The following is a 20,998-nucleotide window of genomic DNA, read 5'->3' on the forward strand; positions in this document are numbered from 1 at the left end:
TCACCTCCAAATTAATTATTTCTACAAATATGATAATATTTCCTTTTAAATAAATTCAATAAAAAATAGGTCAAAATCGACCTATTTCTCATCAATAAGTTCATTTAATTTGTGCAACGCTTGAGATATTCCTCCAACTTCATCAATAATTCCGCATTCAACTGCTTGTTTCCCTATTAATATAGTTCCCATATCGTTTAATAATTCGTCAGTTTCAGCCATCATACCTCTTAATTCCTCTGCGCTTATTTTAGAAGTTCTTGTTATAAATTCAATAATTCGTTCTTGCATTTTTCTAAAATAGTCAAAAGTTTGAGGTACACCTATTACTAAACCATTCATTCTTATGGGATGAACGATCATAGTAGCACTAGGCGAAATAAATGAATAGCTCGATGAAGTTGCTAGCGGAACTCCTATGGAATGACCTCCCCCAATTACCAAAGACACTGTTGGTTTTGACAGACTATTTATCATTTCCGCAATTGCCAGCCCTGCCTCTACATCTCCCCCAACAGTGTTTAATATTACAAGTATACCCTTAACTTTTTCATCTCTTTCCATTGCTACTAATTGAGGTATAACATGTTCATATTTAGTTACTTTTGTTTGAGGTGATCCCATACTATGACCTTCTATTTGTCCTATTATAGGTAGTATTTGTATACTGTCATCGCCACTAGCCACATTAAGTACTCCTAACTCCTTAATATTTTGAACTCCTTCATTGGGCTTTGATTCTTCTTCATTTTTAGTTATCTCTTCACTTTTTATTTTCTTTTCAGTATTTTTATCTGCCATAATCATTCCTCCTAAATATACATTTCTATTTTGTACATTTAGAGGAAATCATATACTTAATTATCATAAATTAAATTCTTTATGAAGTACATTAATAGCCAATTCTGTATATGGAGCTTCTACTAAGCACCATATGGTCATATGAGAGTCTGCTGTTTGTAGTACTTCTATTTTTTCTTTCGTTAATGTTTTTAAAATTCTAGCCATAACTCCCGGCATTCCCCTCATCTTAGAACCTATTATAGCAATCTTACTACAATTTTCAATATATGAGCATTGTAAATTTATCTCATTTGTAATTTCCTTAAACTTATCTAAATCACTTAACGCTATAGTAAATATTTTTTGTTTAGGAAAGACATTAATAAGATCAATACTTATACCTTTTTCTGCTATTATGTCAAACAATTCAACATAACTATCACTATTATTATCCGCAACAGTAATTTGCACTCTATCTTTTACATGAGTAATTCCAGTAATAATACTTTGTGAATCATCTTCTATATGATTAGTAATGAAGGTTCCATCACAGTCACTAAGAGTGTTTTTAATAACTAATGGTATATTGTACTTTTTAGATATCTCAACAGCCCTAGGATGAATAACTTTAGCCCCCTGATATGCAAATTGACATACCTCATCATAGCTTATAGCTTTAATCAAAGTGGCATGAGATACTATTCTAGGATCAGCAGTCATTATACCATCTACATCTGTATAAATATGGATTTCTTCCGCCTTTAGTGCAGCTCCTAATATAGCAGCAGTAACATCACTTCCCCCTCTTCCAAGAGTAGTTAAATACCCTTCTTCACAAGTCCCTTGAAATCCTGCTACTACTGGTATCTTATCTTCATTTAGAAGTTTTAGTAATCTCTCAGTATCTACATCCATTATTGTAGCATTTCCATAATTATTATCTGTTTTAATTCCTGCAAGTCCTCCTGTTAGTGGTATGGCATTAAGATTATTATTGTATAACTCATTAGATATTACAGCAGTGCTTATAATTTCTCCACACCCTACCATTAAATCCGTAGCTAATAGGTTATTTCTTTTAAAATTCTCACTCAATAAATCTAATAATGTGTCTGTAGCATAAGGTTCTCCTTTTCTTCCCATGGCAGATACTACAACAACCGTCTTATATCCTTGTTCTATGGCACTAATTATTTTCTTTGCTACTAACTTTCTATTTCTTTCACTTGAAACAGAAGTTCCTCCAAATTTTTGTATGAGTATCTTCATTACTTCTCCCCCACTTAAATACGAGATTTTTTTAGTACCTCATTGTCTACATCTATTATAATAGTTCGAGAGCCAATTTTCTTCACATACTCCCAAGGCACTTCGATGAGCTCACTATTTTTAAAAAAACTAAAAGTAGCTTTACTATCGTTTAATATTAATAATTTTAATACACCACGTTCATCTATTACAATATCATTATTGCCTAAAAAATTGTATTTATCGCCGTCATTAATATTTATAATCTCGTATCTTTCCATTTCGCTTAAATACTTAATATTATCTTCCATAATATCACCTCTTATTATAATTCCCATAGAAATAATTATGAGAATTAAGCTGAAGTTATGCAAGAAAAAAGCATTTACATAAAACTAAAGTTATTATTTTTTTATCTCAGTTAGATTATCTTTGTAAATTTCTTTTAAAAGTCTTGTATCCTTACCTACAAAAGCACTGCTTTGTATGCCTTTTCTAAAAGTAAGCTCCTTAACTCTTTCCACACTCTCCATGTCAATTTTATCTATTTTCTTAATTACATCACTTGGAGTATTTATCTTATTTAAAAATAATACGGATTTTCCATTACTAAACATTCTACTGCTAGTACTTTCAAGTCCTAAAATATAATTTCCTTTTAACTGCTCTTTACTTTTTTGAAGTTTTTCATTGGTGATATTCTCTTTTGAAAATTTATTAACTTCATTAAGTATAACATCAATTGCCTCTTTAATATACTTAGGATTTAATCCTGCATATACATTTACAAGTCCATTGTTTATATGAGAAGACATATATAAATATATAGAATAACAAATTCCTAATTCTTCTCTTATCTTCTGAAAGAGAATAGAGGCAGCTCCTCCACCTAACATATTAGATAATAATATTAATGTATATAAATCATCATCACCTATTTTTAGTCCCGGCATTCCTAAATTTATGTGAAGTTGCTCTATGTCTTTACGTCTGAAATAATTATTATTTAATATCTCTGGCGTAGAATACATAGTTATATTTTTATTATCATATTGCCAATTTCCAAAATATTTCTCTACAATTTTTTCTATATTCTTCATATCTATTTTTCCACATATAGATATGACACAGTTTTCTGGTATGTAATAAGATTTTAAATATGAAACTATCATCTCCTTATTAAAGGATTTTACTGTATTCTCAGTTCCCAGTATAGGAAGTGAAAGCCCATCCTTTCCCCAAACAGCTTCAGCATGTAAGTCCATCAATACATCTTCTGCACTATCCTCACTCATATTTATTTCTTCAATTATAACACCTTTTTCCTTTTCAATATCTTCTTCATTAAATAGACTATTAAAAAGCATATCAGACAATAATTCAAGTCCTAATTCTAAGTGAGTATCTAAAGTTTTAATATAATAGCAAGTAGCCTCTTTACCTGTAAATGCATTGATTTGACCACCTACATTTTCAATATCCTCTGCTATTTGTTTGGAGTTTCTATTAGCCGTACCTTTAAAAAGCATATGCTCTATAAAATGAGATACTCCATTATTAATACTATTTTCGTTTCTAGAACCATTTTCCACCCATAATCCCACTGATACAGAGTTAAAATGCTCTATATTTTCTACTACTACTTTTAATCCATTATTTAAAGTAAACAAATTATACATTTTCTCTCTCCTTATTGAAGATATTTCTTTTAATATTTCAATTCACAATGTAAAATTCACAATTAAAAATATTCTTGATTATAGATTTAACATTTAAAATTTATTTTTCAGTAATTATATCACCTATTATAAAATAATCTACCATAATGGCTATATTTTTTTAAAATCTATTATAGAATTAATTATTTCTTTAATTATGTATTATGAACTATTCATTGCAAATTGAGTATGTTTTAAATTTAAATCTAAAAAGTAAAATTTATTTTACTTTTTAGGTTAAATTTCTAAGATAATAATACTTATTTATATATCTTTTTCAATTTTTCATATAAATATTAGTATGATATCAATTATTTATTAAAAAGTACAGTAAAAAATACCCAATATATAAAGTACTTTAGAAGTATAGTATTTATATATAAATGCTTGAAATAGAAGCTTTTGAATGTAGATTGTTAGAAAAGAGCTTTTATCATAACCCTTAATTATTTATTTTTAACTTTATACATATGCAAATTAAAAAAATAAAAAGGCATTATGCCCTTCTATTTGTTATTAATTATCAATTTTATCTTCTTCTGTTTCTTTAATAGCATCTTTTCTTGAAAGATTAACTCTTCCTTGATTATCTATCTCTGTTACCTTAACTAATATCTCATCTCCTACAGAAACAATATCTTCCACCTTATTTACTCTTGCAGTATCTAGTTTAGATATATGAACTAAACCTTCTTTTCCAGGTAATAACTCTACAAAGGCTCCAAAATTAGCAATTTTAGTTACTTTACCAAGATAAATTTCTCCTACTTCAACTTCTTTAGTAAGTTCTTTTATCATTTTTAAAGCCATATTTGCTCCAACACTGTCGTTAGACATAATAACAACCTTACCATCATCATTAGTGTCTATCTTAACACCAGTTTCAGCTATAATTTTCTTTATAGTTTTTCCACCTGGTCCTATGATGTCTCTAATTTTATCTGGATTAACGTTTATTGCATATAATCTTGGTGCATATGGTGATAATTCTTGTCTTACTTCTGGTATACATTCTTTTATTTTGTCTAAAATGTGCAATCTAGCTTTTCTAGCATTTTCTATAGAAGTTCTTATACAATAGCCAGATAATCCTTTTATTTTTGTATCTACTTGTATAGAAGTTATACCTTTTTCAGTTCCTGCAACCTTAAAGTCCATATCTCCAAAGAAATCTTCAATACCTTGAATATCTGTTAATACCTCTTCTTCTGATAAATCTTCACTAGTTATTAATCCCATAGCTATACCTGCTGCTGGTCTTTTTATAGGAACTCCTGCATCTAATAATGCTAATGTACTACCACACACACTTGCTTGAGATGTAGATCCATTTGAACTTAATACTTCAGATACTAATCTTATAGTATATGGGAACTCTTCAATTGAAGGAATTAATGGTTCTAATGCTCTTTCTGCCAAAGCACCATGTCCTATTTCTCTTCTTCCTGGTCCACGAAGTGGTTTAACTTCTCCTACACTATAAGCTGGGAAATTATAATGATGCATATATCTTTTAAATTCTTCTTCGCCAAGACCATCAATTATTTGAACATCTCCAAGTGCACCTAGAGTAGCAACAGTCATTACCTGAGTTAGTCCTCTTGTAAATAATCCTGTACCATGTGTTCTTGGAAGTAATCCTGTTTCACAGCTAATTTTTCTTATTTCATCAAAACCTCTGCCATCTGGTCTTCTCCTGTCATGAAGAAGCATATGTCTAACTATTTCTTTTTGAAGACTATAAATTGTTTCTGATACATCAGACATCCTATCCTCATATTTTTCGCCAAAGGCTTCACTGATTTTCTCTTTAATTTCTGAAACTTTGTTATTTCTTTCATCTTTGTCAGTAGTATACATTGCATCTTTTAACATATCATATGCAAAATTTCTTATGTCTTCTTCTACATTTTCATCAACTTTGTGTATCTCTGGAGTTATTTTTTCCTTTCCAAACTTCGCCACAGCCTCTTCTTGGAATGCAACTATTTTTTTACACTCTTCAAATCCAAAGTTTATAGCTTCTATCATTGTTTCTTCTGGAATTTCATCTCCACCAGCTTCTATCATCATAATTCTTTCTTTAGTTGCACAGATAGTTAATGATAATGTACTTTTTTCTCTTTGAGCTACTGTTGGGTTTATAATAAATTGTCCATCTACAAGACCAACAGATACTGTTCCTACAGCATCAGTAAATGGTATGCTAGATAAACATAATGCCATTGATGCAGCATTCATAGCTAATATTTCTGGAAGGTTATCTTGCTCAACAGACACTACTGTACAAACTACTTGAACATCATTTCTATATCCTTTTGGAAATAGAGGTCTTATAGGTCTATCTATAGCTCTTCCGTTTAATACTGCTTTCTCAGATGGCTTACCTTCTCTTTTGATAAACCCTCCTGGAATCTTTCCTACTGCATATAATCTTTCTTCATATTCAACACTTAGAGGGAAAAAATCAATTCCATCTCTTGGTGTTTCTGAAGCGTTTACATTAACAAGTACTACTGTATCTCCATAGTTCATAAATATTGCACAGTTTGAAAGCATTCCAACTTTACCATATTCAACTTTCATGGTTCTTCCTGCTACAGTAGTTTCTAATGTATTAATCATAGTTTTGCCTCCTTTCGATAATTATTAATAGTATTGTCAAATATAATTAGTTATATTTACCTAAAAAATATAAGTTAAAATAATAGAGCGGCTTAGCCGCTCTAACTATTTTCTTATTCCTAACTCAGCTATTAAAGCACGGTATCTTTCGATATCTTGCTTCTTTAAGTAATTTAAAAGTCCTTTTCTTTGTCCAACCATCATTAAAAGACCTCTTCTTGAATGGTGATCTTTCTTGTGAACTTTTAAGTGCTCAGTTAACTCTTTTATTCTTTCTGTTAATAAAGCAACTTGAACCTCTGGTGATCCTGTATCTCCTTCAGTTCTAGCGAATTTTACCATTATTTCTTGTTTTTTAGCCTTATCCATGTTAAAAACACCTCCGATTGTAATATCCCCTTGTCCCAAGTATACCGTTGGCAATTCAGTAAACTTAGCATAAGGTTCAGACCAATTATAGCAAATAATTTTCTTTTTGTAAATTATTTATTATAACTTTCTTTTTTGAAATGAAATAGCTTATACATCTATCATATTTTGATTTTTAACAAATTTTTTATCTTTATTCAGTTGAGCTATTAATTCTTCTAGAGAATCAAAACTTTTTTCTTCTCTAATTTTATGTAAAAAGAATATTTCTACACATTCTCCATATATATCTTCATGAAAATCTAATATATTTGTTTCAACACAAAGTTTTTTTCCTTTTACTGTAGGATTATATCCTACATTAGTCATAGCTTTGTAAAGCTTATCTTTATATTTTACCAAACTATAATAAACTCCACCTTGAGGAAGTACAAATTTTTTATCATAATCTAAGTTTATAGTGGGAAATCCTATAGTTCGTCCTATCTGCTTACCCTTAATAATCTGCCCACTTAACATAAAAGGTCTTCCTAGCATTACATTTGCCTTTTCAATTTCTCCCTCTTGTATGTAGTTTCTTATTTTAGAACTGCTTATTATTTCATCTTTTAATTTAATAGGCTTAGCTACATAAAGCTTAAACCCTAAAATTTCACTATACTTCCTTAAAAGTTCAACGTCCCCTAAATTCTTATATCCAAATCTATAGTTAAAACCTACAATTACACCTACCGCATTGTAGGAATTTACTAAATTTTTGATAAAATCTTCTGGAGTTATTCTCATAAAATTTTCATCAAAGGTAATAAAATTTACTACATCGACTCCTAATTTTTCTAATATCTCGATTTTATGAGCATTATCCATTATAAGTTTTGGTGCAACATCCTCATTTATAACTGTTAAAGGATGATTTTCAAAGGTACATACCATAGTTCTAGCATTAATAAAATTTAAATTTTCTTCTTTATTTTTATTATACTTCTTGGCCATCTCTATTGATTTTTTTATAAGAGACTTATGACCAAGATGAATTCCATCAAAACTACCTAAAACTATAAAGGTAGGAAAATTTAACTTCTCATTAAAATTATCCTTTATTATCTTCATATCTATATCCTCTAGATTAAAATCTTTATCAATTTAAAACCTACATCGTTTTTTCTGCCTATTCCAACTAAGTTGTTTTCTTCATCGTAAACTCTGTAAATTTCATCTTTTAATATGTTTGATGTAAAGCTTTTATCCTTTAATATGACTCCATTAAGAAGAAGGGTTTTAAATTTAATATCAGCTACTATCTTAGGATAGTTTAAAAAAGCATTTTCTATAGGGATAATATAATCATATATATTTTCCTCATTTAAAGACTCAATACTTATACTATTTTCTTTCGTAAATTTGCCTGTAGCTGTTCGCTCTAACGCGCTCATCATAGCACCACAGCCTAATTTCTCTCCTATGTCATAGCATAGGCTCCTAATATAAGTACCTTTAGAGCAGTTTACTTCCATCTTTACATAAGGAAGATTAATTTCTAAAACTTTTATATCATGTATAGTTATACTTCTAGCTTCTCTTTCAATTTCTATACCTTCTCTTGCAAGTTCATAAAGCTTTTTACCATTTACTTTAAGTGCTGAATACATTGGTGGAACCTGTTTTATGTTTCCTTTAAAAGAATAGACAGCTTCCATTACTTCTTCTGCTGTAACATTCACATCACACTGTCTTATTACTTTTCCCTCAATATCATAAGTATCTGTTACTTCTCCTAGCTTTAACTCTGCAACATAAACCTTATTATTTTCCATAATGTAATCAATAGCTTTAGTGGCTTTACCTATACAAATAGGTAAAACCCCGCAAGCTTCAGGATCTAAAGTTCCACAATGACCAACTTTTTTTTCATTGGTAAGCTTTCTTATAATTCTAACTACATCAAAAGAAGTGATTTTTGTTGGCTTATAAATATTTAATATACCAAAAATATTTTTTTTATTAGAAATATCTTTAATTTCTCTATTTAAGTTCATTATATCAACTCTTTTTCTAATATAGTTATTAACTTATCTTTTATAGTTTGTATATTACTTTCTGCCACAAAACCTGCTGCTCTAATATGTCCACCACCATTAAAGCCCTCTGCAACTTTTCTTACATCAACCTTATTTTTTGAACGTAAGCTAACTTTAACACCATCTTCTGATTCCTTAATCAGCACTGTTACTTCTGCACTTTCAACTTTACTTCCAAAGGCTATTAAGTCAGATGTATCAGAGCCATCTAGATTCAGTTCCTCTAATATTTTATTAGTAAGTTCCATAAATACAACTTTTTTATTACATTCTAAAGTCATAGTTTCTATAACTTTTCCATAAAGCTTAACTTTATTAAAGCTTTTATTATCAAAAATAATTCTATGAATCTCACTAAAATCAATGCCTGTATTTATTATATCCCCTGCAATGTTATGAGTGTCACTAGTAGTATTAGAATGTCTAAATGAGCCAGTATCGGTTAATAGTGAAGTATATAATGCTACTCCTATTTCCTTAGTTAGGCTTATATCTAGTAGCTTTAATATTTGGTATATAATTTCTCCTACTGCTGCCGCATTGGTATTTACATAGTTTACATCTCCATATAATTCATTTGACATATGATGATCCACATTAACTAACGTATAATCCCTATCTTTTAATAGAATTTCTGCATTAATTCTTTTAAAATCTCCACAATCTAATACAATGACTAATTCTGTATCTTGTTCTACATTATAATTTTCACCAGTTATCTCTTCTGAACAAGGTAAATAAGTAAATGTTTGAGGAATAGCCTCTTTACAAAGAATAGTACAGTCTTTTCCTATACTCCTAAGTGCTAAAGTAAGTGCTGTACTACTTCCTAGAGAATCACCATCTGGAGAAGTGTGAAAGGTAATAGCAATTTTTTTACTTTCTTTAATTTTCTCAATAACATTATTTATTGCCATTACTATTTTGCTCCTCTATTTGTTTAAGTAATGAATTTAGGTGTTGTGCTCTATCAAGGGTATTATCTAACTCTATAATAACTTCAGGTATATGTCTTACTTTAACATTTTTAGCTATTTCTTTTCTTATAAATCCTACAGAACTTTTAAGAGCTGAATAACTATCTTCTTTTTCCTTTTCACTACCAAAAATACTTACATATATCTTTGCATAGCTTAAATCTTTGCTTACATCTACATCAGTTACGCTTATCATTGCAGTTAATCTAGGGTCTTTTATTTTATTTTGTATTGTGTTACTTACGTCTCTTTTTATTTCCTCGTTAATTCTACCGCTTCTATACTTTGTCACGTAACTCACTCCTTATGTTTATATTTGTTTAGGTTTAATTTCCTCCATAGTATAAGCTTCAAGGATATCTCCTTCTTTTATGTCATTGAATTTCTCTATACTTAAACCACATTCAAAACCAGCTGCAGCCTCTTTAACATCATCTTTAAATCTCTTTAATGATGCTAATGTTGATTCAAATATAACTATACCTTCTCTTAAAATTCTTACACTTGAGTGCCTAGTAATCTTTCCATTTAGAACATAACATCCTGCAATTGTACCTACATTGGAAATTTTATAAACCGCTCTTACTTCTACTCTTCCTTGTATAACTTCTTTATACTCTGGATCAAGCATTCCCACCATTGCAGATTTAATATCCTCAATAGCGTCATATATTATTCTATAAGTTTTAATCTCAACGCTTTCTTTTTCTCCAGCAGCTATAGCATTTCCATCTGGTCTTACATTAAATCCTATTATAATTGCATTGGAAGCTGATGCCAGCGTAACATCTGTTTCAGTTATAGCTCCAACACCACCATGAATTACTCTAACTTTAACATTATCTGTTGAAAGTTTTTCTAATGATTGTCTTATAGCTTCCACAGAACCTTGTACGTCTGCTTTTACTATAACACTAAGTTCTTTAACTTTTCCTTCTTGAATTTGACTATATAAGTTTTCCATAGAAACTTTATTAGATGCAGTAAAGTTTTCTTGTCTTATTTTTTCTTTTCTCTTATCTGCCATGTTTCTAGCTGTTTTCTCATCTTTAACAACATTAAATCTATCTCCAGCTGCTGGAACTTCAGATAATCCTAAAACTTCTACTGGTATTGATGGTCCAGCAGATTTTATTTTATTACCTTTATCATCTATCATAGCTCTTATTCTTCCATAAGTAGTTCCTACGATTATTGAATCTCCAACATTTAATGTTCCGTTTTGAACAAGTAGTGAAGCTACTGGTCCTCTACCTTTATCAAGTTTAGCTTCTATAACCGTTCCTTTAGCTCTTCTTTCTTTATTGGCAGTTAGCTCTAACATTTCTGAAGTTATTACTACCATTTCTAGTAATGTATCAATACCTTCTCTTGTATGGGCTGATACTGGAACACATATTGTGTCTCCACCCCAATCTTCAACAATTAATCCATGTTCAGTTAACTCTTGTTTAACTTTATCTGGGTTTGCTGATGGTTTATCCATTTTATTTATAGCAACTATCATTGGAACATTAGCTGCTTTACAGTGGTTAATAGCTTCAGCAGTTTGTGGCATTATTCCATCATCAGCTGCAACAACTAATATAACAACATCCGTAATTTGAGCTCCTCTAGCTCTCATTGCAGTAAAAGCTTCGTGTCCTGGTGTATCAAGAAAAGTAATCTTTTCATCATTTACATCAACAGTATAAGCTCCTATATGTTGTGTAATTCCACCTGCTTCTGTAGCCGTAACTTTAGATTTCTTAATAGCATCTAATAGTGACGTCTTACCATGGTCAACGTGTCCCATAACAGTAACTACAGGTGGTCTTTTTTCAGTATCGTTTTCTTCTTCAAAGTTGTCTTCTATATCCTCTTCTTCACCAAGTTTTCCAGCTTCTTCTTCTTTTAATACCGCCATTGAACCGAACTTTTCAACAACTTGTTCAGCGATATTAAAATCTATTTCTTGATTCATATTAGCCATAACGCCTAAGAAAATTAATTGTTTAATAACTTCTACAGGTGGTTTTTTAAGCTTTTCTGCTAAATCTTTAACAATTATAGTTTTCTCCATCTCTATAACTTCATCTTGTGTCAGTTCTAAATCTTCTTCATCAGAATCCCTATTTCTTATCTTGTTTCTATTTTTTTTCTTATTTAACTTATTTACATTCTCATTTTCAACATTCTCATAATGCTCTATTGTTTCATTTGTATTTGCTTTTTGATCTGCAAATAATTCTTTAATAAGCTCAGCATCTTCCTCATCTATCATACTCATATGATTTTTAGCTTCTATACCAAACTCTTCGAAAAGCACTGTGATTAAATCTTTACTTAAAACTTCTAACTCTTTAGCTAATTCGTATATTCTTACTTTCGCCAAAGCTTTCACCTCCGAATTTATATGTTATTATGCTCTTGCCATAAATCAATGAGCTTTTCACTCATATTTTTATCTTTTACACATAATACATTTATTTCTTCTCGCCCTAAGGAAATACCTAATTGAAATTTTGGTACATCCTCTAATAAAGGAATTTCTCTATCACTACAGTATCTTTTAAATTTATCTTTAGTATTTTCCGAACACTCCAGTGATAATATTGCAAGATAAACCTTTTCTTTCTTTATTATTTCTTCACACTTATTATATCCCTCTATCAAATTTCCTGACTTTTTAGTAAGTCCTAAAAATTGATAAAACTTATTGGTCATATCTCATCTCTTCCTTTAATCTTTCAAATATATCATCACTGATTTTACCCTCAAGATTTCTCTCTAATCTTTTTGCTTTTATAGACTTTTCTAAGCATTCTATACTTTTACAAATATATGCTCCTCGTCCTGGCTTTTTCCCAGTAGTATCAATAAAGACTTCTCCTTCTTTATTTCTAACTACTCTTATAAGCTCTTTTTTAGGCTTCATCTCCATACAGCCAGTGCACATTCTTTGTGGTATTTTTTTCACCTTCATAGATATCACCTACTCTAGAATTTCATTTATCTCAGTTTCTTTATTAACGTCAGTAACATCTAAAGCTGTGTAAGCTTGAGATTTGCTTTTTATATCAATTTTCCATCCAGTTAATCTTGCAGCTAACCTTACGTTTTGACCTTCTTTACCTATAGCAAGTGATAACTGGTTATCATCAACTACAACTTTAGCGCTTTTATTTTCTTCATCTACTTTAACTTCTAAAATTTTAGCTGGGCTTAATGAATTAGCAATATACTCTTCTGGAATCTTGCTGTATTTTATAATATCAATTTTTTCATTTTTAAGTTCGTTTACAATACTTTGTACTCTTATTCCCTTAGGACCAACACAAGCACCCATTGCATCAACATTTTCGTCTTTTGAATGTACAGCTATCTTTGTCCTTGAACCCGCTTCTCTTGATATACTTTTAATCTCCACAATACCACTATATATCTCTGGCACTTCTCTTTCAAATAATCTCTTAACTAAGCCTGGATGAGTTCTTGAAACTACTACCTGAGCGCCCTTTGTAGTATTCCTAACTTCAACTATATATAGGCTAAGCTTTTCATTAAAAACATACTCTTCTCCATGCATTTGTTCATTAGGTCCAAGCACTGCTTCTATTTTGCCTAAATTGATAAACACATTGCCTCTATCTTTTCTTATTACTGTTCCTGTAATTATATCATATTCCTTTGCTATAAATTCATTGTATATGATATTTCTTTCAGCTTCCTTGATTCTCTGTATAACAACTTGCTTTGCAGATTGTGCTGCCACTCTACCAAATTGTCTTGGAGTAACTTCTATTTCTGCTATATCTCCTATAGTATATCTTGGGTTTATTTCTTTAGCCTCTTCTGGTAAAATTTCACAACTTTCATCATAAACCTCATCTACAACTTCCTTTTGTGCGTAAACATGGATTTCACCAGTTTCTCTATTCATTGTAACCTTTACATTTTGACCGCTATTCGGAGAATTAGCATAATTTTTTTTATATGCAGCAACTAATGCATCTTCAATTGTGCTAAATAATACATCTTCACTTATTCCTTTTTCTCTTACTATTTCTTTAAGTGCGTCTATAAATTCTTCATTCATCTCATTATCCTCCTATAACGTCGGATTTAAATTCACTACTGATACTTTGTCTCTTGGAATCGTTACTGGAGCATTATCAATTTCAATCACTAAATTTAAAGTATCAAAGTCTTTTAAAATTCCTTCATATTTTTTCTTTCCATTTAATAAACTGTTCAAAATAACTTTTACATCTTGATTTAAATATTTCTTAAGATGAGCTTCTGTAAATAATGTTCTAAATACTCCTGGAGAAGAAACTTCTAAATTATATTCATCGGAGATTGGATCTTCAATATCTAATATGTCACTAATCTCTCTGCTTACTTTTTCGCAATCAGAAAGAGAAATTCCTTTTTCGTTATCTATATAAACTCTAAAAATATATTCCCCTGCTTCTCTTATATACTCTAAATAATAAAGCTCACAATTATTCTTTTCTACTATGGGCTTTGCAAGAGCTATAAGTCTTTCAACTAATGGGTCATTTTGCATAACTACTACCTCCTTATTTAATTTTTGTTTAGTTTAAATCTAAAAATATATAATAAAACGCAACGAATAGATGTTGCGTTTTTAATAAATAGAGAGTAGGCAAAACCTACTCTCTCCAACTAAATTTGTCATAACTCACTAAACTAACCAAAATTATATCACAGTTCTAGCTTAATTTCAAGTAAATTGCCATCTTAAAATAAGCATAATTGATTAGTTTCTGGTAAGCCTTCCAAAGCACCATGATTATCTAAAGCTTCAATTACCGTTTTAGAAACTTTACTTCTAATTCGTAAATCTTCTTTGGAGATAAACTCTCCATCAACTCTAGCTTCCATAATACTCTTAGCTGCATTCTGCCCAGCACCTTGAAGTCCACTAATAGGAATTCTAATTGACTCTCCTTCTATAGTAAATTTAGTAGCATCAGATTTATATATATCCACTGGTAAGAATTTTATACCTCTTTTATACATTTCGTAAGATAATTCTAATATAGTAAGTAGCCCTTTTTCCTTAGGTCCTACATTGTTTCCTAAAGCGTTTATCTCATCCATTTTAGCTTTTATAGCTTCTTCTCCTTTAATTACTATATCTCCATCAAAGTCATCTGCTCTTACAGTGAAATAAGTTGCATAGTAAGCTCTAGGATAATAAACTTTATAATAAGCTATTCTAACTGCCATCATAACATAAGCAGCAGCATGGCCTTTAGGAAACATATACTTAATTTTTTTACAAGATCCTATATACCAATCTGGTACATCATGTTCTCTCATTATTTGCTCATTTTCCTCTGAAAGACCCTTACCCTTTCTAACCTTTTCCATTATAGTAAATGCAGTTTTAGGAGGAAGACCTTTGTATATTAGATACACCATAATATCATCTCTTGTAGATATACAATCTTTAAGTGTTGTATATCCTTCTTTGATATAGTATTGAGCATTATTAAGCCATACATCTGTGCCGTGAGAAAGTCCTGAAATTCTCACTAGATCAGAAAATGTCTTAGGCTGCGTATCTATAAGCATTTGTCTAACAAATTTTGTACCAAATTCCGGTATCCCATAGCTACCTACCTCACACCCTAGTTCTTCTTTAGTTAACCCTAAAGCTTCTGTAGAAGTAAATATACTTATAACTTTAGGATCTGAAAGTGGTATCGTCTTAGGATCAAGTCCAGTTATATCCTGTAGCATTCTAAGCACTGTAGGATCGTCGTGACCAAGTATATCTAATTTTAATAATCTACCACTTATAGAATGATAATCAAAGTGAGTAGTTATTATATCTGATGTAGAATCATCTGCTGGACGTTGAATTGGACAGAAATTAAATATTTCATTATCATTAGGTACAACCATTATACCACCTGGATGTTGTCCTGTAGTTCTCTTAACTCCTGTACATCCTAATGTCAACCTTTCAATTTCAGCCGATGTTACATACTTTCCTTTTGAGTCTAAATACTTCTTAACAAATCCATAGGCAGTTTTTTCTGCAATAGTACCTATAGTACCTGCTTTAAAGGTATATCCTTCACCAAAAAGAACTTCTGTATATCTATGAATATCACCTTGGTTATCCCCTGAAAAGTTAAGGTCTATATCTGGTTCTTTATCACCTTCAAATCCTAAGAAGGTCTCAAATGGTATATCATGGCCATCTTTATTATAGACAGTACCACACTTTTCACAGTTTTTATCTGGAAGGTCTACTCCTGAAGCTACAGATCCATCCATAAAAAATTCACTATGTTTACAATTAGGACACACATAATGTGGTGGAAGACCATTTACTTCTGTTATATCTGTCATAGTTGCAACAAATGAAGAACCAACAGATCCTCTAGAACCAACCAAATATCCATCAGCTATAGACTTAGCAACAAGTTTATGGGCAATTAAATAAAGCACTGCATACCCATTATTTATTATAGAGTTAAGTTCTTTATCTAACCTTTTTTGAATAACTTCTGGTAAATTTTCTCCATATATAGAATGAACCTTTTTCATAGTCATATTTCTTATATCATCTTCCGCACCTTCTATTTTAGGAGGATAGGTTTCATCTGGTATAGGTTTTACAGCTTGAACTTCATCGGATATTTTATTAGGATTTACTATTACAACCTCTCGTGCTTTTTCTTCTCCTAAATAGGAAAATTCCTTAATCATCTCATTAGTAGTTTTTAAATACAGTGGAGCTTGATTATCCGCATCGGAAAATCCTTGACCTGCCATTAATATTCTTCTAAATACCTCATCTGTAGGATTTAAAAAATGAACATCTCCTGTGGCTACTACAGGTTTATTATATTTTTCTCCTAAATCACAAATTTTCTTATTTATATTTCTAAGTTCTTCTTCATTTTTAACATTTCCATTTTGTATTAAAAATCTATTATTGTCTATGGGTTGTATTTCTAAATAATCATAAAGCTTTACTATATTCTCCATTTCCTCTATAGATTTTCCTTGAAGTACTTCTCTATATATTTGACCAGCTTCACAGGCAGAACCTATAATAAGCCCTTCTCTATATTTTTCAATAAGGCTTTTAGGTACCCTTGGTCTTCTATAAAAATGTTCTAAATTAGAATAGGATATAAGCTTATATAAGTTTTTAAGCCCTTCTTGAGTTTTAGCCAATATAATTATATGGTATGTCATTGCTTTTTTTATATTAAAACTTCCTAAAAATTCGCTATTTAAAGAATTAATATCTAATATATTTCTTTCTCTAAGCATATTAAAGCAATGTAAAACTATCTCCGCAGTTGCCTTAGCATCGTCTACTGCCCTGTGATGATTTTCTAAAGATATACCTATATGCTTACATATCACGTTTAGCTTATATCTTTTCAGATCCGGAAACAAAAACTTTGCTAATGGTATTGTGTCCATTATTGGATTTTTAAATTCTAATCCCAATCTTTTACAATTTTTCATTATAAATGATGTATCAAAAGAAGCATTATGTGCAGCTACTATACTATTACCTATAAAATTCATAAACTTAGGAAGTATAGAGGCTATATCCTCAGCATCTTTGACCATGTCATTATTAATACCTGTGAGTTCTGTTATTTCATAGGGGATAGCTCTATTAGGATTTACAAATTCATTAAATCTATCTATAATTTTCCCATTTTCTATCTTTACGGCCCCAATTTCTATAATACTATCATTTTCACTAGAAAATCCTGTAGTTTCTATATCGAATACCACAAAACTATCATCTAGCGTTTTCCCTTCTCCATTCAAAACAATTGGAACTCCATCATCTACTAAATAGCCTTCCATTCCATATATAACTTTTATATTATTCTTTTTTGCAGCATCCATAGCTTCTGGAAAAGCTTGTGCTACTCCATGATCTGTTATAGCGATAGCACTATGGCCCCATTTAGCTGCAGTTTCGATTAATTTTGAAGCAGAAGTTATTCCATCCATGGCACTCATAGTAGTATGAGCATGCAATTCTATTCTTTTTTCTTCGCTAGTGTCATTCCTTTCAATTTTATGCATCTTAACTATATGCTTACCCATTATCACTATCTCTCTAGCATAGGTATCATATATAACTTCACCACTGACCTTACAATAAAGTCCTACCTTTAAATTTTCCTGTAATCTTTCAAGTTCTTGATTCTTCAAAAAGCATTTTATAGTTATAGAACTTGTATAATCTGTTACATAAAAAGTAGGAATTATCCTTCCAGTTTTGGTTTCAATAATTTCTACCTTAAATACATCTCCACAGACAGAAACAAATCCTGAAGTTTGATCTAGTTCTTCGATAGGAGTTATCTCTCCACTTACATGTCTACCGACAATGACATTTTCATCTTTAATATCTGTTTTACTACTCTCAAATTTAGTTTTTTTGTATCCTCCTTGATTTGAGTTAGATGAGGGTTTAGGCTTTGAAATTTCCTTAGATACTGTCATCGGTTTGTCTTTCATAACTTCTTGAATTATGTTAATATTTTCTTTTTCTTTTTCTTTAAAATAGTCAAATTTTTTATCAGTATCATATTGAACTTTAATACTAGCATTTATTCCGTATACTTCTTTAAGAGTAGTCCTAAGATTATGTTCCATATTTTTATTACATAGTAAATCGCAAATAAATTTATTTGAAATGAATATATTTAAAGTATCATTTTCCACTGTTTTTTTACAATTCAAAAGTACTGTTTTTAGAGCGGGGCTTTTTGAGGTTACAGTAGCAACAACATCAGTCCAATACATAGAACAAATCTCTTCAAGATTAGCAGACTTTATATCTATATACCATATAAATTCTAAGTCATTAAAAGACGGTAAAATGTTTTTTAGAAGCTTTTCTACTCTTGGTTTATTTTCTTCTTTTACGCTGCTATTGCCTTTAATGTGTATTCTCAATTTTCCGCTTTTTTTAAGGTACTGAACTCTCAGTACCTTAATATCATATTGGCATATCTCTTCATCTTCATCTAAATGATTTTTTAAAATATCAACTAGGCTTAAATTCATATTCATTCGCCTCCTAGTCTTAAAGTTTTTCTATTTCCTTCATGAGTTCTTCAACTAACTCACTCTCTTTAACTTTTTTTATAACTTCACCTTTTTTAAATATAAGGCCTTGACCTTTTCCACCTGCAATGCCTATATCAGCCTCTCTAGCTTCTCCTGGGCCATTTACTACACAGCCCATTACTGCTACCTTAATATTTTTATTTAAATTTGCTAATCTTTTTTCTACCTCATTTGCAATACCTATTAAATCAATCTCAGTTCTCCCACAAGTAGGACAAGATACAAATTTTACACCTTCATTTATATAACCTAAAGATTTTAAAATTTCTCTCCCTACTTTAACCTCTTCCTCAACATCTCCAGTTATAGATACTCTTATAGTATCTCCAATTCCTTCAGTTAATAATGATCCTATACCTACACTAGATTTTATAGTTCCTCTCCAAGGAGTTCCTGACTCTGTTACTCCTAAGTGAAGAGGGTAGTTAACTTTACTTGAAATCATTTTGTAGCTTTCAATCATTTGTAATACATCAGAAGACTTAATTGAAATTACTATATCATGAAAGTCCATATCTTCAAGGATTCTTACATGCCCTAAAGCACTTTCTACTAATGCTTCTGGACATGGTTTACCGTATTTTTGAAGCAAAGATTTCTCAAGGGAGCCAGAATTCACTCCAATCCTTATAGGAATACCTCTTTCCTTAGAAGCCTTTACTACTTCTCTAACTCTTTCTTCACTACCAATGTTGCCCGGATTAATTCTAAGCTTAGAAACTCCATTTTCAATGGATTTTAAAGCTAATCTATAATCGAAATGTATATCTGCCACTAATGGTATGTTAATTTTCTTTACTATTTCCTTTATAGCTTCTGCTGCCTCCATATCTGGTACTGCACATCTAACAATATCACAACCAGCCTTTTCTAATCTTAAAATTTGCTCTACAGTGGAATTAACATCTCTAGTGTCTGTATTAGTCATAGACTGTACAGATATTTTTGCATCTCCACCAATATAGGTATTTCCTATTTTTATCTTTCTTGTAACTTTTCTATCCATAACTTTCACTCCTAAAACTGTACAGGGCTAACTATATCTTTTATAAGTACTATCACCATAAGGGCCATTAATATCATAAAACCATAATAGTTTATTGTTGCAACCTTTTCTTTATTAAATTCCTTTCGAGTGATTATTTGAAGTAATAATAACATAATCCATCCACCATCTAATGCCGGGAAAGGAATTATATTAAATATAGCCAATTGCACACTTAAATATGCAATAAAGAACATTAATGTAGTTAAACCTGCTTTTGCAACCTTTCCTGTAACTTTTATTATGGTTATAGGACCACCTACATCATCTTTAGATATTTTCCCTTGAAATAGTTGACCAAAGAATTTAAAAGTCTGTTTTGCCATACTTAAAGTTTGATCCACACCATATTTTACTGATTCAGTAAAAGTTGGCTTTTTAAAAGCTCCTCCAATACCCACCAAATACTGATTTTTTTCTTTATTAAACTCTGGCTTAACCTGATAATTTTCAACTATACCATCTCTCTCAATGGTTATAGTTACTTCTTCACCTTTTCCTGTAATAATATTAGTTACAAAATCATCCCATGTGACAATTTTATTACCATTAACTTCCTTGATAATATCTCCTGACCTTATTCCGGCAGTATATGCTGGAGTATTTTGTTCTATTCTATCTACTGTAGGAATTTGAAATCCTTGAACTTTTCCTACTAAAGAGAATAATATTATGGCAATAATAATATTCATTATTGGCCCTGCAGATACTATTGAAAGCTTCTGCCAGGAACTTTTATTTGCATAAGCTCTAGAATCTGAAGTGGTAACATCATCATCTTCTCCATACATTTTTACATATCCACCTATCGGAAGAGCTTTTATCATATACTCAGTTTCTTTTCCTTTTATTCCAAAAAGCTTTGGTCCCATACCAATAGAAAATTCATCAACTCTAACATCATTTAATTTTGCAAGTATAAAATGACCAAATTCATGGCCTACTATAAGTAGTCCAAAGGCTAAAAGCCCCATAACTACATAAGAAATATTTTGAAGCATTGCTCCCATAAAAGTC

Annotated in this window: 18 protein-coding genes; all 18 read right to left on the bottom strand. The window is 30.6% G+C overall.

Annotated features, from left to right (window positions below):
* Positions 1-81 precede the first annotated feature (81 nt).
* Positions 82-807 carry a ClpP family protease gene (locus B3603_RS02210; RefSeq protein ID WP_396152799.1) on the bottom strand — a complete coding sequence of 242 codons (726 nt, stop codon included), beginning with the start codon at positions 805-807 and terminating at the stop codon, positions 82-84.
* A 57-nt stretch (positions 808-864) separates the two neighbouring features.
* Positions 865-2,052 (bottom strand): aspartate kinase, encoded by a 1,188-nt coding sequence (gene dapG, locus B3603_RS02215; protein WP_291560192.1) that lies wholly within the window; start codon positions 2,050-2,052, stop codon positions 865-867.
* Between the two features lie 14 nt (positions 2,053-2,066).
* Positions 2,067-2,342 (bottom strand): YlmC/YmxH family sporulation protein, encoded by a 276-nt coding sequence (locus B3603_RS02220; protein WP_039631987.1) that lies wholly within the window; start codon positions 2,340-2,342, stop codon positions 2,067-2,069.
* A 93-nt stretch (positions 2,343-2,435) separates the two neighbouring features.
* Complete coding sequence (locus tag B3603_RS02225; RefSeq protein WP_291560193.1) at positions 2,436-3,710, bottom strand: M16 family metallopeptidase; 1,275 nt, start codon at positions 3,708-3,710, stop codon at positions 2,436-2,438.
* 555 nt (positions 3,711-4,265) lie between these two features.
* The gene (locus B3603_RS02230; RefSeq protein ID WP_291560196.1) at positions 4,266-6,374 is read right to left on the bottom strand and encodes a polyribonucleotide nucleotidyltransferase; all 2,109 of its coding nucleotides are present in this window, start codon (positions 6,372-6,374) and stop codon (positions 4,266-4,268) included.
* Positions 6,375-6,479: 105 nt separating this feature from the next.
* Positions 6,480-6,743 carry a 30S ribosomal protein S15 gene (gene rpsO, locus B3603_RS02235; RefSeq protein WP_039631981.1) on the bottom strand — a complete coding sequence of 88 codons (264 nt, stop codon included), beginning with the start codon at positions 6,741-6,743 and terminating at the stop codon, positions 6,480-6,482.
* Between the two features lie 150 nt (positions 6,744-6,893).
* Complete coding sequence (locus B3603_RS02240; protein WP_291560199.1) at positions 6,894-7,853, bottom strand: bifunctional riboflavin kinase/FAD synthetase; 960 nt, start codon at positions 7,851-7,853, stop codon at positions 6,894-6,896.
* An 11-nt stretch (positions 7,854-7,864) separates the two neighbouring features.
* Positions 7,865-8,734, bottom strand: coding sequence for a tRNA pseudouridine(55) synthase TruB (truB, locus tag B3603_RS02245; protein ID WP_291560265.1), 870 nt, complete (start codon positions 8,732-8,734; stop codon positions 7,865-7,867).
* Positions 8,735-8,778: 44 nt separating this feature from the next.
* The gene (locus tag B3603_RS02250) at positions 8,779-9,738 is read right to left on the bottom strand and encodes a DHH family phosphoesterase (protein WP_291560201.1); all 960 of its coding nucleotides are present in this window, start codon (positions 9,736-9,738) and stop codon (positions 8,779-8,781) included.
* Positions 9,725-10,090: a 30S ribosome-binding factor RbfA gene (rbfA, locus tag B3603_RS02255; RefSeq protein ID WP_291560203.1), complete on the bottom strand. Its 366-nt coding sequence runs from the start codon at positions 10,088-10,090 to the stop codon at positions 9,725-9,727. The genes B3603_RS02250 and rbfA overlap by 14 nt, the downstream gene beginning before the upstream one ends.
* Positions 10,091-10,108: 18 nt before the next feature.
* Positions 10,109-12,172 carry a translation initiation factor IF-2 gene (gene infB / locus B3603_RS02260; protein WP_291560205.1) on the bottom strand — a complete coding sequence of 688 codons (2,064 nt, stop codon included), beginning with the start codon at positions 12,170-12,172 and terminating at the stop codon, positions 10,109-10,111.
* A gap of 17 nt (positions 12,173-12,189) precedes the next feature.
* The gene (locus B3603_RS02265; RefSeq protein WP_291560207.1) at positions 12,190-12,504 is read right to left on the bottom strand and encodes a ribosomal L7Ae/L30e/S12e/Gadd45 family protein; all 315 of its coding nucleotides are present in this window, start codon (positions 12,502-12,504) and stop codon (positions 12,190-12,192) included.
* The gene (gene rnpM, locus B3603_RS02270) at positions 12,494-12,763 is read right to left on the bottom strand and encodes an RNase P modulator RnpM (protein ID WP_291560209.1); all 270 of its coding nucleotides are present in this window, start codon (positions 12,761-12,763) and stop codon (positions 12,494-12,496) included. Before rnpM ends, B3603_RS02265 begins: the two co-directional genes overlap by 11 nt.
* Positions 12,764-12,772: 9 nt before the next feature.
* Positions 12,773-13,876, bottom strand: coding sequence for a transcription termination factor NusA (nusA, locus tag B3603_RS02275; protein ID WP_291560212.1), 1,104 nt, complete (start codon positions 13,874-13,876; stop codon positions 12,773-12,775).
* Positions 13,877-13,888: 12 nt separating this feature from the next.
* Positions 13,889-14,350, bottom strand: coding sequence for a ribosome maturation factor RimP (rimP, locus tag B3603_RS02280; protein WP_291560214.1), 462 nt, complete (start codon positions 14,348-14,350; stop codon positions 13,889-13,891).
* Between the two features lie 194 nt (positions 14,351-14,544).
* Positions 14,545-18,873 (bottom strand): PolC-type DNA polymerase III, encoded by a 4,329-nt coding sequence (locus B3603_RS02285; protein WP_291560216.1) that lies wholly within the window; start codon positions 18,871-18,873, stop codon positions 14,545-14,547.
* 19 nt (positions 18,874-18,892) lie between these two features.
* On the bottom strand, positions 18,893-19,942 hold the full coding sequence (ispG, locus tag B3603_RS02290) for a flavodoxin-dependent (E)-4-hydroxy-3-methylbut-2-enyl-diphosphate synthase (RefSeq protein WP_291560218.1): 1,050 nt from the start codon (positions 19,940-19,942) through the stop codon (positions 18,893-18,895).
* Positions 19,943-19,953: 11 nt separating this feature from the next.
* Complete coding sequence (gene rseP / locus B3603_RS02295) at positions 19,954-20,991, bottom strand: RIP metalloprotease RseP (protein ID WP_291560221.1); 1,038 nt, start codon at positions 20,989-20,991, stop codon at positions 19,954-19,956.
* Between the last annotated feature and the right edge of the window lie 7 nt (positions 20,992-20,998).

The organism is Clostridium sp. UBA2485 (assembly GCF_002341865.1).
Classification (GTDB): domain Bacteria; phylum Bacillota; class Clostridia; order Clostridiales; family Clostridiaceae; genus Clostridium_J.